The following is a 16,147-nucleotide window of genomic DNA, read 5'->3' on the forward strand; positions in this document are numbered from 1 at the left end:
CGTTGCGGATGGGTCTCGAAGGGGCCACGACCGGGGCCCTCCGAGACCGGTCGGTGATCTTCCGTTGACCTAGGACACCACGTCCTTGCGGGCGAAATGGCGGAAGGCCAGGGCGAACAGCACCAGCGCGTACGTTACCGAGACGGCGGTGCCCTGGATCATGCCGGACCACTCCGGGCGGGGCTGGACGGCGTCGGCCCAGGCGAACTGCCAGTGCGCGGGCAGGAAGTGGCGCCAGTCGCCGAGCGCGGTGACCGCGTCGAGGACATTGCCGACGATGGTCAGGCCGACCGCGCCGCCGACCGCGCCGAGCGGGGCGTCGGTGCGGGTCGACAGCCAGAACGCGAGGGCGGCGGTGACCAGTTGGGAGACGAAGAGGTAGGCCACGACCACCACGAGCCGCTGGGCGGCGGTGCCCGCGTCGAGGGAGCCGCCGGTGGGGATCGCCAGCGGGCCCCAGCCGTAGGCGGCGGTACCGACGGCGAGGGCGACGACCGGCAGCAGCACCATCGCGGCCAGGCTCAGCGCGAGTCCGACGACGAGCTTGGACCACAGCAGCCGGGCGCGTGGCACCGGCGCGGCGAGCAGATAGCGCAGGGAGGACCAGTTGGCCTCCGAGGCGACGGTGTCGCCGCAGAACAGGGCCACCGGGATGACCAGCAGGAAGCCCGCCGAGACGAACAGGTTGACGGCGGCGAAGTTGGCGCCGGAGGCGGTCGCGGTGTCCATCAGCGTGATGCGGTCGCCGCGGCCGCCCGGTTCGCCGCCGACGGCGAAGGCGACGACGAGCACGAACGGCAGCGCGGCGAGGATGCCGCCCATGACCAGGGTGCGGCGCCGCTTGAGCTGGCGGACCAGCTCGACGCGCAGGGGCAGGGTGCGGGCCGCCCGGTAGCCGGAGGCCGTGTCGGCGAGCGCGACGGTGCTCATGCGGAACCTCCGATCAGGGTGAGGAAGGCGTCCTCCAGGCGGCGGTGCGGGCCGACCGACTGGACGGGCACGTCGAGGCGGACGAGTTCGGCGACGAGCCGGGCGGCGCCGGCGCCGGCCTCGAGCCGGATCAGCAGCCCGTCGTCGGTGCGGACGGCGGACGCGACGCCCTCCAGCGCGGCCACCTTCTCGACGGCCGTCGCCTCCAGCGGCACGGCGGTGCCGACGAGCAGGGTGTCGCCGGAGCCGACGATCTCGGCGACCGGGCCGGCCTGCACCAGCCGGCCGCGGTCCATGACCACGAGATGGGTGCAGGACTGCTCGACCTCGGCCAGCAGATGGCTGGAGACGATCACGGTGCGGCCTGCCGCCGCGTACCGGATCATCACCTCGCGCATCTCGCGGATCTGGGGCGGGTCGAGGCCGTTGGTGGGCTCGTCGAGGATCAGCAGGTCCGGCAGGCCCAGCATGGCCTGGGCGATGGCGAGGCGCTGGCGCATGCCCTGCGAGTAGGTGCGCACCGCGCGGGCGAGCGCCTCGCCGAGGCCGGCGATCTCCAGGGCCTCGTCGAGATGGGCGTCCTCGGCGGGGCGGCCGGTCGCCTTCCAGTACAGCTCCAGGTTCTCCCGGCCGGACAGGTGCGGCAGGAAGCCCGCGCCCTCGACGAAGGCGCCGACCCGGGAGAGCACCGGGGCGCCGGGGCGGATGGCGTGCCCGAAGACGCGGATCTCGCCGCCGTCGGGGGTGATCAGGCCCATCAGCATGCGCAGGGTGGTGGTCTTGCCGGCGCCGTTCGGGCCGAGCAGCCCGAGCACCTGGCCCTTCTCCACGCGGAACGCCAGGTCCTTGACCGCGTACCGGTCCGCCGACTTCGCGTACCGCTTGCTCAGGCCGGTGATCTCCAGCGGGACGTCCGCCAGTGCGGGGTCGGGGGCCGGTGCCGCGGTGCGGCGGCGGGCGGTGAGGAGCAGGGCGAGGGCGATCAGCGCGCCGGTGAGCGGCAGCCACCACACCCAGGACGGCAGCGGGGCGGCGGCGGTGGTGACGCCGGGCGCGGTGGGCACGGTGAGGTCGCCCTCGAGGGAGACGGTGTACGTGGCCGGGGCGGCCGGGGAGGCGTAGCCGAGGTCGGTGGCGGACAGCACCAGGCTCAGCCGGTGGCCCTTCTCCACCTCGTGGTCGATCGCCGGGAGGGTGAGGGTGACGTCCTTGCCGGAGTCGGCGTCCTCGACCCGGACGGGCGTGACCAGTTGGGAGGGCAGCACCTGCTGGGTGCCGTCGGGGCCGACGTCGTACACCTTGGCGAAGAGCACGGCGTCGTCGGCGGTGGAGGTCACATGGACGGTGGCCGTCGGGGAGCCGGTGATCCGCAGGTCGTCCTCGACCGGTGCGGACCGGAAGCGGGCGTACTGTCCGGGGAAGTCCAGGGAGATGCCGACGCCCAGGGAGGAGAGCTGGGCGAGGCCGCCGCTGCCGCCGAGGCCGGGCAGGGCGGAGACGGCGGGCGGGCTGGCGCCGGGCGGGTTGGTGAAGGTCTGCTCGCGGCCGGTGAGGGCGATGGAGGTCCCGCCGCTCGCCAGGCCCGGGTAGCTGTCGGCGCTCGCGCCGCGCAGTTGGGCCTCGCCGTCGGTGGAGTCGACGCCTCCGGTGCGGGTGACGCGGAAGGCGGGGCCGGTGTCGGCGCTCTTGTCGTCCTTGAGGTACCGGTCGAACCAGGCGGTGACGCGGGCCTGGACGCGGTCCGTCTCCAGGTCGCCGCCGTCGTGGCCGCCGGCGATCCAGTCGACGTCGACGGGGGCGCCGTTGGCGCGGATCGCCTTGGCGGCGGCGTCGGCCTGGCCGAGCGGGAAGAGGGAGTCGGTCTGGCCCTGGACGAGCAGGGTGGGCACGTCGATGCGGTCGCCGACGGCGGACGGCGAGCGCTCCTGGAGCAGTGCGCGGGCCTCGGCGTCGGGGGTGCCGGACTCGGCGACCCGCTCGTACATCCGGCAGATCCGCGTCTCGAACGCGGTGCAGCCGCCGCCGGTGTTGACGAAGATGCCCGCCCACAGCTTCTTGAAGACGCCGTTCGGGAACAGCGCGTCCGCGAGGTTCCAGTAGGTGATCGCCGGGGCGATGGCGTCCACGCGCGGGTCGTGCCCGGCGGCCAGCAGGGAGACCGCGCCGCCGTAGGAGCCGCCGGCCATGCCGACGCGCGGGTCGCCGGCCTTGTCGAGCCGGACCTGGGGCTGCTCCGCCAGCCAGTCGATCAGCTCGGACACGTCGGCGACCTCGCCGTCCGGGTCGTTCAGCCCGATCTTCCCGGTGGACTTCCCGAAGCCGCGCGCGGACCAGGTGAGCACCGCGTATCCGTCGCGGGCCAGTTCCTCGGCCTGCTGCCGGGCGTCGGCCTTGCTGCCGCCGAAGCCGTGGGCGAGCAGCACCGCGGGGCGGCGGCCGGTGGCGCCGGAGGTGAAGTACGAGGTGTCCAGGCGCACTCCGTCGCCGACGTCCATGACCCGGTCGGCGCGGTGCACCGCGGGCGGGTCGTCGGAGGCGACGGCCGTCCACGTACCGGCGCCGGCGAGGACGGCGACGGCGGCCCCGGCGGCGAGCAGCCGCCGCGGGCGCCACGGCCACGTCCCGCGCGGTCCGGGCAGTCGAAGATCCATGCGTCAACCGTACGGGGCGAACCTGTCGGCGGCAGACAGCTTGCGGGCTGAACCCGGTCCCCTACCGGGGGAGTACGGGGCGGCCTTCGCGTACCGCGCCGGTGGTACGGCCGGCGGCTGCGGACTCCGGTGTCGGAGGTGGCCGTTAGAGTCCGTCTCACAACCGGCACACAGTTTGGGGTGGGGACACATGAACGTGCGGCACACCGCTGCCTGGGTGGGGGTCACCGCGGCGACGCTGCTCGCGACCGTCGGCTGCGGCGCGGAGACGACGCGGAAGGCGGCCGAGACGGTCGACGGCGCGGATCAGATCATGGCGGCGCTGACGCGTGCGACGGACCGGACGGAGAAGCTGGGCTCGGCGGAGATCGAGACGGTCACCACCCTGGACGCCACCGGTGGCGCGCCGATCTCCATGGACGGCACGTACTCCTGGGGCGACGGGGCGGCCATGGACGTGGAGATGGACACCGCCGCGGCGCAGATGAGCGCGCTCCAGGACGATCCGACGACGCGGGTCGTGATGGTCGACGGCGCCTACTACTACGGCGTCGACCCGCAGCCGAGCGGCCCGCTGGCGGGCAAGCACTGGATGCGCATCGACGTCGCCGCCGTGGCGGGCGAGGCGGGCGCGGACAACATGGCCGCCAACGCCGACCCGACGGCGGCTCTGCGCTACCTCAGCACCTCCACGCAGGTGAAGGACCTCGGCGAGGAGACGGTGCGCGGCAAGCAGGTCACGCACTACCGGGGCAGCGTCGGCGCGGAGGCCATCAACGACTCGAAGCTCACCGCCGCGGAGAAGGAGGCCGCGCTCACCGCTCTGGAGGCGAGCGGCGGGAAGCTGGTGTGCGACATCTGGGTCGACGGCAAGGATCTGCCCGTGCGCGTCACCCAGAGCGGCGCCGGGATGACGGTGTCGATGGACTTCGTGAAGTTCGGTGCCACCGAGGAGATCACGGCACCGCCGGCCGCCGACACCGGCGACCTCACCGAGGCGGTCAGGGAGCAGCGGGACGCGGCGATCGGCCAGTGACATGGCGGTGCCCCGCCTCCCGGGAAGGGAGGCGGGGCGCTCGCCGTGCTGCTGGGTGCCGTGCCGTGCTCAGTGGTTGCGCGGGAAGCCCAGGTCCACGCCCGCCGGGGCCTCGGAGGGGTCGGGCCAGCGGGTGGTGACGACCTTGCCGCGGGTGTAGAAGTGCGTGCCGTCGTTGCCGTAGATGTGGTGGTCGCCGAAGAGGGAGTCCTTCCAGCCGCCGAAGGAGTGGTAGCCGACGGGGACCGGGATCGGGACGTTGACTCCGACCATGCCGGCCTCGACCTCCAGCTGGAAGCGGCGGGCGGCGCCGCCGTCCCGGGTGAAGATCGCGGTGCCGTTGCCGAACGGCGACTCGTTGATGAGGGCGAGGCCGTCCTCGTAGGTGTCGACGCGCAGCACGCACAGCACGGGGCCGAAGATCTCGTCCTGGTAGGCCTTCGCGGAGGTGGGCACCTTGTCGAGCAGCGAGATGCCGATCCAGTGGCCGTCCTCGAAGCCCTCGACGGTGTAGCCGGTGCCGTCCAGGACGACCTCCGCGCCCTCGGCGGCCGCGCCGGAGACGTAGGAGGCCACCTTGTCGCGGTGGACCTTGGTGATCAGCGGGCCCATCTCGGACGACGGGTCGTTGCCGGGGCCGATCTTGATCTTCTCGGCGCGCTCGCGGATCTTCTGCACCAGCTCGTCGCCGATCGAGCCGACCGCGACGACGGCGGAGATCGCCATGCAGCGCTCACCGGCCGAGCCGTAGGCGGCCGAGACCGCCGCGTCGGCGGCCGCGTCCAGGTCGGCGTCCGGCAGCACCAGCATGTGGTTCTTGGCGCCGCCCAGGGCCTGGACGCGCTTGCCGTTGGCGGCGGCGGTGGTGTGGATGTAGCGGGCGATGGGGGTCGAGCCGACGAAGGAGACGGCTTTGACGTCCGGGTGCTCCAGGAGGCGGTCGACGGCCACCTTGTCGCCGTGCACGACGTTGAAGACACCGTCCGGCAGACCGGCCTCGGCCAGCAGCTCGGCGATCTTCAGGGAGGCCGACGGGTCCTTCTCCGACGGCTTCAGCACGAAGGTGTTGCCGCACGCGATGGCGAGCGGGAACATCCACATCGGCACCATCGCCGGGAAGTTGAACGGCGTGATGCCCGCGACGACACCCAGCGGCTGGCGGATCGAGGCCACGTCGACCCGGCTGGCGACCTGCGTGGACAGCTCGCCCTTGAGCTGCACGGTGATGCCGCAGGCGAGGTCGACGATCTCCAGGCCGCGGGCGACCTCGCCGAGGGCGTCGGAGTGCACCTTGCCGTGCTCGGCGGTGATCAGCTCGGCGATCTCGTCGCGGTGCGCGTCCAGCAGCGCCCGGAACTTGAACAGGACGGTGGTGCGCTGGGCCAGCGAGGACTGGCCCCAGGTCACGAAGGCGTCCTTCGCGGCGGCGACCGCGGCGTCCACTTCTTCCACCGACGCGAACGCGACCTTGGTGGTGACCGCGCCGGTCGCCGGGTCGGTGACCGGCCCGAACGTGCCCGACGCGCCTTCGACGGTCTTGCCGCCGATCCAGTGGTTGACGATCTTCGTCATGCCGTGTTGCTCCTTCACAGATGGCGGCGTCGGGTCGAGACGTGCCGTTCGTACAGCTCACGTGCCTTGACCGCGGACGATCGAGTCGCGGTCTCGGCCACGGGTACATCCCACCAGGCCTGCGCCTCGGGTGCGCCCGACACTGTGTCTGCCGTTTCGGTCTCCACGTAGACACATGTGGGAGTGTCGGCGGCCCGTGCCTCGGCGAGCGCCGTCCGCAGTTCGCCGACGGTGCGGGCGCGCAGCACCCGCATGCCGAGGCTTGCGGCGTTGGCGGCCAGGTCGACCGGGAGCGGCGCGCCGGTGTGGGTGCCGTCGCCGGCCGGGTAGCGGTAGGCGGTGCCGAACCGTTCGGCGCCGACCGTCTCGGAGAGTCCTCCGATGGAGGCGTACCCGTGGTTCTGCACGAGGATGAGCTTGATCGCGATTCCCTCCTGCACGGCCGTCACGATCTCCGTCGGCATCATCAGATACGTCCCGTCGCCGACCAGCGCCCACACCGGGCGGTCCGGCGCGGCCAGCTTCACACCGATGGCGGCGGGGATCTCGTAGCCCATGCAGGAGTAGCCGTACTCCAGGTGGTACTGGTCGCTGGACCGGGCCCGCCAGAGTTTGTGCAGGTCGCCGGGGAGGGAACCGGCCGCGTTGATGATCACGTCGGTGTCGTCGACGAGGGCGTCCAGTGCGCCCAGCAGCTGCGGCTGGGTCGGCCGGGCGGCCGGGTCCTCGGCGGCGTAGGCGGCGTCCACGCGCCGCTCCCAGGCCTGCTTGGCCGCCCCGTACCCGGCGAGGTAGGCGTCGGTGACGCGGTGGCCGTGCAGTCGCAGGGCGTCGGTCAGTTCGGTCAGACCGCTGCGGGCGTCGGCGATCATCGGCAGGCCGGCCAGTTTGTGGCCGTCGTAGGGCGCGATGTTCAGGTTGAGGAAGCGGACGTTCGGGGCCGCGAAGAGGGTGTGCGAGGCGGTGGTGAAGTCGGTCCAGCGGGTGCCGACCCCGATCACCAGGTCGGCGGTGCGGGCCAGCTCGTCGGCGGTGGCGGTGCCGGTGTGGCCGATGCCGCCGACGTCCTGCGGGTGGTCGTGGGGCAGGGAGCCCTTGCCCGCCTGGGTGGCGGCGACCGGGATGCCGGTGGTCTCGGCGAACTCGGCGAGGGCGGCTTCGGCACGGCTGTGGCGGACGCCGCCGCCGGCCACCAGCAGCGGCCGTTCGGCGGCCCGGATCGCCCGGACCGCCTCGGCCAGTTCGGCCGGGTCGGCGCCCGGCCTGCGGACCGTCCAGGTGCGGTCGGCGAAGAACTCCTCCGGCCAGTCGTAGGCCTCGGCCTGCACGTCCTGCGGCAGGGCGAGGGTGACGGCGCCGGTCGCGACGGGGTCGGTGAGCACGCGTACGGCCTGGAGGGCGGCCGGGATCAGGGCCTCGGGCCGGCTGATCCGGTCGAACCAGCGGGAGACCGGGCGCAGGCTGTCGTTGACCGACACATCGCCCGCGTAGGGCACTTCGAGCTGCTGGAGCACCGGGTCGGCGGGGCGGGTGGCGAAGGTGTCGCCGGGCAGGAGCAGGACCGGGAGGTGGTTGACGGTGGCGAGGGCGGCCCCGGTGACCAGGTTGGTGGCTCCCGGTCCGATGGAGGTGGTGACGGCGTGCGTGGACAGGCGGCCCGACTGGCGGGCGTAGCCGACCGCCGCGTGCACCATGGCCTGTTCGTTGCGGCCCTGGTGGTAGGGCATCCGGTCGGCGTACTCGACGAGCGCCTGGCCGATCCCGGCGACGTTGCCGTGGCCGAAGATGCCCCAGGTGGCGCCGATCAGCCGCCGCCGTACGCCGTCGCGCTCGGTGTGCTGGGCGGCGAGGAAGCGGACGAGGGCCTGTGCGACGGTGAGCCTGACGGTCATCGGTACACCCCTGTGCTCTGCGCGTGGTCCGGGTGGAAGCGGATCCGCCATTCCCGGGTGGCGCCCGGACCCGCCATGACGTTCAGGTAGTACATGTCGTGGCCGGGCTGGGCGACGGACGGGCCGTGCCAGCCGTCCGGCACCAGCACGGCGTCGCCGGAGCGGACCTCGGCGAGGACGTCGGCGCCGCCCTCGCGGGAGGGGGAGACGCGCTGGTAGCCGAACCCGTTCGGGCCGTCGATCTCGAAGTAGTAGATCTCCTCCAGCACGGATTCCTCGCCGGGCCGGTGCTCGTCGTGCTTGTGCGGCGGGTACGACGACCAGTTGCCGCCCGGGGTGATCACCTCCACGGCGATCAGGCGGTCGCAGTCGAAGGCGTCGGCCGCGGCGAAGCCCCGCACCGTGCGGGCGCAGCCGCCGCTGCCGCGCTGCTCGACGGGGACCTCCGGCGCGGGGCCGTAGCGGGCGGGGAGTCGTCGCTCGCACTTCGCTCCTGCCAGGGCGAAGCGGCCTCCCGCGCCGGAGGCGATCTGTGCCCCGGCATCCCGGGGGACGTACGCGAAGTCGGTGACGGAGGTGAACACGCCGTCCCGGCCTCGGAGTTGGAATGCTTCGCCCTCTATGTGCACCGTACAGCCACCACTGAGGGGAAGCACGATCCACTCGCTGTCACCGGCGTCGAAGGCATGGGAGCCGCCGGCCGGGAGTTCGACGATCCGCAGGCTGCTGTAGGTCCAGCCGGCCAGCTTCGGATCGATGTCGAGCGCGTGACGCGCGTCGGCGGTGGTGCCCTTCGGCACATGCAGCTCGTTGCTCATCCGGCCCTCACAGCAGTCCTACGGCGGTGTCCACGGCGGCGGCCACGTCGCCGTCCGCCGGGTACAGCAGCGACCGGCCCGCCACCAGCCCGCGCACCGTGGGCAGTTGCAGGGCGCCGCGCCACTTCTCGTACGCACCTTCCTGATCGTCCCCCACCTCGCCGCCGAGCAGCACCGCCGGGAGGGTCGAGGTGGCCATGACCCGGGCCATGTCGTCGGGGTCGTCGGTGACCGGCACCTTCAGCCAGGTGTAGGCGGAGCTGCCGCCGAGGCCCGAGGCGATGGCGATGGCGCGGGTGACCGCGTCGGCCGACAGATCGTTGCGCAGCCGTCCGTCGGGGCCGCGACGGCTGATGAACGGCTCGACGAACACCGGGAGCCGGCGGGCGGCCATGGCGTCGATGGCGCGGGCGGTGGACTCCAGGGTGTTGAGGGAGCCGGGGTCGTCGTAGTCGATGCGCAGCAGCAGTTTCCCGGCGTCGAAGCCGAGCCGCTGGATGTCCTCGGGGCGGTGGCCGGTGAAGCGGTCGTCGAGTTCGAAGCGGGCGCCCTGGAGGCCGCCGCGGTTCATCGAGCCGAGCACGACCTTGCCGTCCAGGGCGCCGAGCAGCAGCAGGTCGTCGAGGACGTCGGCGGTGGCGAGGACACCGTCGACCCCGGGGCGGCTCAGCGCGAGGCAGAGGCGTTCCAGCAGGTCGGCGCGGTTGGCCATGGCCAGCTCCCGGTCGCCGACGCCGAGCGCGCCGCGGGCCGGGTGGTCGGCGGCGACGATCATCAGCCGGCCGTCGGCGTTCAGCAGGGGGCGGCGGGTGCGGCGGGCGGCGGCCTCCGCGATCGCCTCGGGATGGCGGGTGCGGGTGCGGACCAGGTCCGCGACGTCGACGGTCACCGGACGGCCCCGGCGGCGAGCGCGGCCTCGATCTCGTCCGGGGTGGGCATCGCGGAGGAGCACTCCAGGCGGGAGGCGACGATGGCGCCGGCGGCGTTGGCGTAGCGCATGGTCCGCTCCAGGTCCCAGCCGGCCAGCAAACCGTGGCAGAGGGCGCCGCCGAAGGCGTCACCGGCGCCGAGGCCGTTGAGGACGTCGACCGGCAGCGGTGGCACCTCGGCCGACCCGCCCCGGTCGTCGACGGCGAGGACGCCCTTCGGGCCCTGCTTGACGACGGCCAGGGCGACACCGGTGTCGAGGAGGGCGCGGGCGGCGGCGTGCGGCTCGCGGACGCCGGTGGCGACCTCCACCTCGTCGAGGTTCCCGACGGCGACCGTGGTGTGCTTCAGGGCCTCGGCGTAGAAGGGGCGGGCGGCGTCCGGGTCGCTCCAGAACATGGGCCGCCAGTCCAGGTCGAAGACGGTGGTGCCCGCCCGGGCCCGGTGCGCGAGGGCCGCCAGGGTCGCGGTGCGGCTGGGCTCCTCGCTCAGGCCGGTGCCGGTCACCCACAGGATCGCCGTCTCGCGCAGCGCGTCGAGGTCGAGGTCGCGGGCGTCGATCTCCAGGTCCGGGGCCTTGGGCTGCCGGTAGAAGTACAGCGGGAAGTCGTCCGGCGGGAACACCTCGCAGAAGGTGACCGGGGTCGGCAGGCCGGGCACGGCGGTCACCCAGCGGTCGTCCACGCCGAAGTCGCGCAGCGCCTGGTGGAGATAGGTGCCGAAGGGGTCGTCGCCGGTGCGGGTGATCACCGCGGTACTGCGGCCGAGGCGGGCGGCGGCGACCGCGACGTTGGACGCCGAGCCGCCGAGGAACTTGCCGAAGGACGACACCTGCGGGAGCGGGACGCCGGTCTGGAGCGGGTAGAGGTCCACGCCGATGCGCCCCATCGTGATCAGGTCGTAGGCCATCGAGGTCCCTTCACGTCGCGGCTTCGCGGGTGGCTCTTCGAGGGTTTCTAGCCGGGCGGCGGGAGCCCTGTCAATAGTTTGTCCGGACATTCGGACCAGATGCATCCGGTCGGAGCGGCCCGGAGACCGGGCCGGACATCAACGCACTCCGGGCCCGATGTCAACGCGCCCCGCCCGGAGCACCGGCGCACGCGTTTGCTTCACCTTCGTCACAAACACCACCTCCGTGTCACACATGTCTCGTGTACGCGGGTTCCACGTCACACCCCTCCCACAGCCCCTGCCCCGCCGTCACTCTGCGTCGTTGACGGGGACACAGGCTTGGTGATCGCCAGCGCAGCGCCCGGCTCCCCCGACGGCCGCCCCCGGCCGCCGCCGCGGCGCGCGCGGGGAGGTGCAACACATGACCGACCGAAGGCTCTGGTCCTACAAGGACATCGCCGCGCACATCCGGGTCCAGCCGGACACCGTGCGCTCGTACCGAAAACACGGTCTGCTGCCCGCGCCCGACCACGTGGAGGGCGGCAAGCCCTACTGGTACGCGGACACCATCCGCGCCTGGGTCGCCTCCCGGCCGGGCAACCGGGGGCGCAGACTGGACTGAACCGGACCGGCCAGGAGCGGCCCCGCCCCGGAAGGTCGCCGGCTGCCCCACGTGGCGGTGGGGCACAGTGCGGCGATGGCCTTCTCCGAGAAACCCGTGCTCACCGGCGAGCGGACCGTGCTGCGGCCGTTCACCGAGGACGACGTTCCCGTGATGGCGGGCGTCCTGGCCGACCCCGAGGTGGCGCGGCTCACCGGCAGCCCGCTGGAGGAGTGCGGACTCGACCGGCTGCGCGCCTGGTACGGCAGCCGCAACGACCAGATCGACCGGCTGGACCTCGGCATCACCGACCGGACCGGCGGCGAGCTGGTCGGCGAGGTGGTGCTGAACGAGTGGGACGCACCCCACCGCGACTGCGACCTCCGCATCCTCGTCGGCCCCGGCGGCCGGGACCGCGGCCTCGGCTCGGAGGCCGTCCGGCTGATGCTGGACCACGCCTTCGGCCGGCTCGGGCTGCATCGCGTCACCCTGCACGTCCTGGCGCACAACCCGAGGGCCCGCCGGGTCTACGAGAAGGCGGGATTCGTCGCCGAGGGCGTCGACCGGCAGGCGGTGCGGCAGTCCGGGCAGTGGATCGACGCCGTCCGGATGGCCGTCCTGGCGCCCGAGTGGGCCGCGCGGCACGAACACGCCGGGGACGCAGTCAGCTCCACGGCTCGATGACCGTCACCCCCGCGCCAGGCGCCGTGCCCAGCGCGGCGAGGGCGGCCGGGGCGGCGGCCAGCGGGACGGCCGAGGTGACCAGGAGGTCGGGGCGCAGCGCGCCGGAGCGGACCAGTTCCAGCATCGGCGGGTAGGTGTGGGCTGCCATGCCGTGGCTGCCGAGGAGTTCGAGCTCCAGGGCGATCGCGCGGGCCATGGGCACCGGGGTCGTGCCTTCCGGCGAGGGCAGCAGGCCGACCTGGACGTGGCGGCCGCGTCGGCGCAGGCCGTCGACGGAGGCGGCGCAGGTGGCGGGTGAGCCGAGGGCGTCCAGCGAGAGGTGGGCGCCGCCACCGGTGAGTTCGCGGACGGCCGCGGCCGTGTCCGCGGTGCGGGCCGCGTCCACGCACGCGGCGGCGCCGAACGTCCGGGCCAGCTCCAGCGCCTTCGGCGACACGTCGACGGCGACCACCCGTGCCCCGGCCGCCGCCGCGATCATCACCGCGGACAGCCCCACACCGCCGCAGCCGTGCACCGCCACCCACTCCCCCGCCGCCACCCGGCCCTGGTGCACCACCGCGCGGAACGCCGTGGCGAACCGGCAGCCGAGCGAGGCCGCGGTGGCGAAGGACATCTCCTCCGGGACGGCGACCAGGTTGACGTCGGCGTGGTCCAGGGCCACGTACTGGGCGAAGGAGCCCCAGTGGGTGAAGCCGGGCTGGGTCTGGCGCTCGCACACCTGCTGGTCCCCGGCCGCGCAGGCGGCGCAGCCGCCGCAGGCGCAGACGAACGGGACGGTGACCCGGTCGCCGGCGCGCCAGCGGCTCACGCGGGCGCCCACGGCTTCTACTACTCCGGCGAGTTCGTGGCCCGGCACGTGCGGGAGGACGATGTCCGGGTCGTGCCCCTGCCAGCCGTGCCAGTCGCTGCGGCACAGGCCGGTGGCCTCGACGCGCACCACGACCCCGTGCTCGGCGGGCCGCGGGTCCGCGACCTCCCGCACCTCGGCCGGCTCCCCGAACCGCTCGAACACCACCGCCCGCATCCACCCTCGCCTCTCCCTGGGATGTCTTCTCGCACGCCCCGACGCGGGAACGCTAGTCCTAGGCCCTAGGGGGCGTCTCGCCGATCATGCCGGGCTCCCGCCTGATCGACGAGACACCCCCTAGCCGCCGACACGCCGGGATACCACCTTGGAGAAATACCCCCTAGGGGTATAGTGTGGAGGTGGTGAGCCCCCGTGGGCCACCTCAGACCCATACGCCTCGACGAGGAGTAACGACATGACCGCCCAGACCGACACCCAGGGTTCCGTCACCACCGTCTACAAGGTGAGCGGTATGAGCTGCGGGCACTGTGAGGGCTCCGTCTCGGCCGAGCTCTCCCAGCTCGCCGGCGTGACGTCGGTGCGGGCCGTCGCCGCCGACGGCCAGGTCACCGTCGTCTCCGAGGCGCCGCTGGACGAGGAGGCCGTGCGCGCCGCCGTCGACGAGGCCGGCTACGAGCTGGTCGGCCGCGCCTGAGCCGTCACGCACCACACCTTCCGGCACCGGGCCGTACCGACCACCGACACTGGTGGGGTACGGTCCGGTCCGTCGTCTGGAGCCCGGACATGACCACCACGAAGACACCCGCCGACGCGACTCCGGTGACCGAGGTCGAGCTGCTGATCGGCGGCATGACCTGCGCCGCCTGCGCGGCCCGCGTCGAGAAGAAGCTCAACCGCATGGACGGCGTCACCGCCACGGTGAACTTCGCGACGGAGAAGGCCAAGGTCGCCTACCCCGCCGGGACCGAGGTCGCCGACCTGATCGCCACCGTCGTGCGGACCGGGTACACCGCCGAGGAACCCGCGCCGCCCGACCCCGACCCCGGGACCGGCGACGGCCCGGAGGCGGACCCGGAACTCGCCGCCCTGCGCCGGCGCCTCGTCGTCTCGGCGCTCCTCGCCCTGCCCGTCGTCCTGCTCGCGATGGTCCCGGCCCTCCAGTTCGACAACTGGCAGTGGCTCTCCCTGACCCTCGCCGCGCCCGTCGTCGCCTGGGGCGGCCTGCCCTTCCACAAGGCCGCCTGGACCAACGCCCGGCACGCCGCCTCCACCATGGACACGCTGGTGTCCGTCGGCACCCTGGCCGCGTTCGGCTGGTCGCTGTGGGCCCTGTTCCTCGGCGACGCGGGCATGCCCGGCATGCGGCACGGCTTCGACCTCACCGTCTCCCGGACCGACGGCACCGCCACCATCTATCTGGAGGTCGCCGCCGGAGTCACCGCCTTCCTCCTGCTCGGCCGCTACCTGGAGGCCCGCGCCAGGCGCCGCGCGGGCGCCGCGCTGCGGGCCCTGATGGAACTGGGCGCGAAGGACGTGGCCGTGCTCCGCGGCGGACGCGAGGTGCGGATCCCGGTGGACCGGCTCGCCGTGGGCGACCGGTTCGTCGTACGGCCCGGCGAGAAGGTCGCCACCGACGGCACCGTCGTGGAGGGCTTCTCCGCCGTGGACGCGTCCATGCTGACCGGCGAGTCCGTGCCGGTGGACGTCACCGTCGGGGACAGTGTCACGGGTGCCACCGTGAACGCGGGCGGCCGGCTCGTCGTCGAGGCCACCCGGATCGGCGCCGACACCCGGCTCGCCCGGATGGCCCGGCTGGTCGAGGACGCGCAGAACGGCAAGGCCGAGGTGCAGCGGCTCGCCGACCGGGTCGCCGGGGTCTTCGTACCGGTGGTGCTGCTGATCGCCGCCGCCATCTTCGGCGGCTGGCTCGGCGCCACCGGTGACACCGTCGCCGCGTTCACCGCCGCCGTCGCCGTCCTGATCATCGCCTGCCCCTGCGCCCTCGGGCTCGCCACGCCGACCGCGCTGCTGGTCGGCACCGGCCGCGGAGCCCAGCTCGGCATCCTCATCAAGGGCCCCGAGGTGCTGGAGTCCACCCGCCGCGTCGACACCGTCGTCCTCGACAAGACCGGCACCGTCACCACCGGCCGCATGACCCTGAAGGAGGTGCACGTCGCCGAGGGCGCCGACGAGAAGCAGGTGCTGCGCCTCGCGGGCGCCCTGGAGCACGCCTCCGAGCATCCCGTGGCCCGCGCGGTGGCCGCCGGAGCCGAGGAGCGGGCCGGGGCGCTGCCGGAGGCCGAGGACTTCGAGAACGTGCCGGGACGGGGCGTGCGCGGGCGCGTGGAGGGCCACCGGGTGAGCGTGGGCCGTCTGTTCGACGCGCCGCTGCCGCCGGAGCTCGCGGCGGCGCGGGAGCGGGCCGAGCGCGGCGGCCGTACGGCGGTCGTGGTCGGCTGGGACGGCGTCGCGCGCGGGGTGCTGGCGGTCGCGGACGCTGTGAAGGACACCAGCGCGCAGGCGGTGCGCGAGCTGCGCGCGCTCGGCCTCAGGCCGGTGCTGCTGACCGGCGACAACCGGACGGTAGCCGAGGCGGTGGCCGCCGAGGTCGGCATCGACGAGGTGATCGCCGAGGTGCTGCCCGAGGACAAGGTGGAGGCCGTCCGGCGGCTTCAGGCCGAGGGTCGTACGGTCGCGATGGTCGGCGACGGCGTCAACGACGCGGCGGCGCTCGCCACCGCCGATCTGGGGCTCGCGCTGGGCACGGGGACGGACGCGGCGATCGAGGCCGGCGATCTGACACTGGTCCGCGGGGATCTGCGGGCCGCGGCGGACGCGATCCGGCTCTCCCGGCGCACCCTCGCCACGATCAAGGGCAATCTCGTGTGGGCGTTCGGCTACAACGTGGCCGCGTTGCCGCTGGCCGCGGCGGGTCTGCTGAACCCGATGATCGCGGGGGCGGCGATGGCGTTCTCCTCGGTGTTCGTGGTCACGAACAGCCTTCGACTGCGCTCGTTCCGCGAGACCCCCCTTCAATCCGACGCAAGCCTCACATAAGCTCTTCACAAGGCTCGCGCATCATCCTTACGCTTGAGCCCCGATCGTCGTACCGGGCCTCTTGCGCATCTTTCAGGACATATGCAAGAGACGCAGATCACAGTGATGTGAACGTAACCATCGAAGGGGTTCGAAGGTCTAAGTTGGCGATGTCAGAAGGCGTCTTGGGGGGCGTCGGCTGGCATCTGGGGATGTCTTGGGGGACTTTCCCAGAGCTGCGTTGCCGGGGCACGTACACCGGGGAGCTTTGAGCGGCCCTCCCAGCGTGCGCTGTCCCGGC

General features: G+C 73.3%; 13 protein-coding genes. 5 read left to right on the top strand and 8 right to left on the bottom strand.

Annotation, left to right across the window (positions count from 1 at the left end; genetic code table 11):
* Positions 1–69: 69 nt before the first annotated feature.
* Both ABT232_RS01435 and ABT232_RS01440 read right to left on the bottom strand, forming a co-directional pair.
* Entirely contained in the window at positions 70–930 is an 861-nt protein-coding gene (locus ABT232_RS01435; protein WP_351834205.1) for an ABC transporter permease, read from the bottom strand.
* Entirely contained in the window at positions 927–3,581 is a 2,655-nt protein-coding gene (locus ABT232_RS01440) for a CocE/NonD family hydrolase (RefSeq protein ID WP_351834208.1), read from the bottom strand. Before ABT232_RS01440 ends, ABT232_RS01435 begins: the two co-directional genes overlap by 4 nt.
* A 190-nt stretch (positions 3,582–3,771) precedes the next feature.
* On the opposite strand from ABT232_RS01440, the gene ABT232_RS01445 reads away from it, so the two are divergent.
* Positions 3,772–4,617, top strand: a complete 846-nt coding sequence (locus ABT232_RS01445) for an SCO4651 family lipoprotein (protein ID WP_351834210.1) — start codon at positions 3,772–3,774, stop codon at positions 4,615–4,617.
* Between the two features lie 69 nt (positions 4,618–4,686).
* On the opposite strand, the gene mmsA is transcribed toward ABT232_RS01445, so the two are convergent.
* From mmsA to iolC, 5 genes are read right to left on the bottom strand one after another with little or no spacing between them, the layout of a single operon-like run.
* The gene (gene mmsA / locus ABT232_RS01450) at positions 4,687–6,189 is read right to left on the bottom strand and encodes a CoA-acylating methylmalonate-semialdehyde dehydrogenase (RefSeq protein WP_351834212.1); all 1,503 of its coding nucleotides are present in this window, start codon (positions 6,187–6,189) and stop codon (positions 4,687–4,689) included.
* Positions 6,190–6,203: 14 nt separating this feature from the next.
* Entirely contained in the window at positions 6,204–8,081 is a 1,878-nt protein-coding gene (iolD, locus tag ABT232_RS01455; protein ID WP_351834214.1) for a 3D-(3,5/4)-trihydroxycyclohexane-1,2-dione acylhydrolase (decyclizing), read from the bottom strand.
* A complete protein-coding gene (iolB, locus tag ABT232_RS01460; protein WP_351834217.1) occupies positions 8,078–8,899 on the bottom strand; it encodes a 5-deoxy-glucuronate isomerase in 822 nt (273 codons plus the stop codon). Before iolB ends, iolD begins: the two co-directional genes overlap by 4 nt.
* 7 nt (positions 8,900–8,906) lie before the next feature.
* Positions 8,907–9,788 (bottom strand): Cgl0159 family (beta/alpha)8-fold protein, encoded by an 882-nt coding sequence (locus ABT232_RS01465; protein WP_351834219.1) that lies wholly within the window; start codon positions 9,786–9,788, stop codon positions 8,907–8,909.
* Positions 9,785–10,735: a 5-dehydro-2-deoxygluconokinase gene (iolC, locus tag ABT232_RS01470; RefSeq protein ID WP_351834222.1), complete on the bottom strand. Its 951-nt coding sequence runs from the start codon at positions 10,733–10,735 to the stop codon at positions 9,785–9,787. The genes ABT232_RS01465 and iolC overlap by 4 nt, the downstream gene beginning before the upstream one ends.
* Before the next feature lie 403 nt (positions 10,736–11,138).
* On the opposite strand from iolC, the gene ABT232_RS01475 reads away from it, so the two are divergent.
* Complete coding sequence (locus ABT232_RS01475) at positions 11,139–11,339, top strand: helix-turn-helix transcriptional regulator (RefSeq protein WP_351834224.1); 201 nt, start codon at positions 11,139–11,141, stop codon at positions 11,337–11,339.
* A 75-nt stretch (positions 11,340–11,414) separates the two neighbouring features.
* Positions 11,415–12,002 (top strand): GNAT family N-acetyltransferase, encoded by a 588-nt coding sequence (locus ABT232_RS01480; RefSeq protein WP_351834227.1) that lies wholly within the window; start codon positions 11,415–11,417, stop codon positions 12,000–12,002.
* On the opposite strand, the gene ABT232_RS01485 is transcribed toward ABT232_RS01480, so the two are convergent.
* Entirely contained in the window at positions 11,983–13,026 is a 1,044-nt protein-coding gene (locus tag ABT232_RS01485; RefSeq protein WP_351834229.1) for a zinc-binding dehydrogenase, read from the bottom strand. The genes ABT232_RS01480 and ABT232_RS01485 overlap by 20 nt on opposite strands.
* Before the next feature lie 238 nt (positions 13,027–13,264).
* On the opposite strand from ABT232_RS01485, the gene ABT232_RS01490 reads away from it, so the two are divergent.
* Both ABT232_RS01490 and ABT232_RS01495 read left to right on the top strand, forming a co-directional pair.
* Positions 13,265–13,504: a heavy-metal-associated domain-containing protein gene (locus ABT232_RS01490; RefSeq protein ID WP_351834231.1), complete on the top strand. Its 240-nt coding sequence runs from the start codon at positions 13,265–13,267 to the stop codon at positions 13,502–13,504.
* Between the two features lie 89 nt (positions 13,505–13,593).
* Positions 13,594–15,867 (top strand): heavy metal translocating P-type ATPase, encoded by a 2,274-nt coding sequence (locus ABT232_RS01495; protein WP_351834234.1) that lies wholly within the window; start codon positions 13,594–13,596, stop codon positions 15,865–15,867.
* Positions 15,868–16,147 lie beyond the last annotated feature (280 nt).

The organism is Streptomyces sp. NPDC001532 (genome assembly GCF_040298625.1).
Lineage (GTDB): Bacteria > Actinomycetota > Actinomycetes > Streptomycetales > Streptomycetaceae > Streptomyces.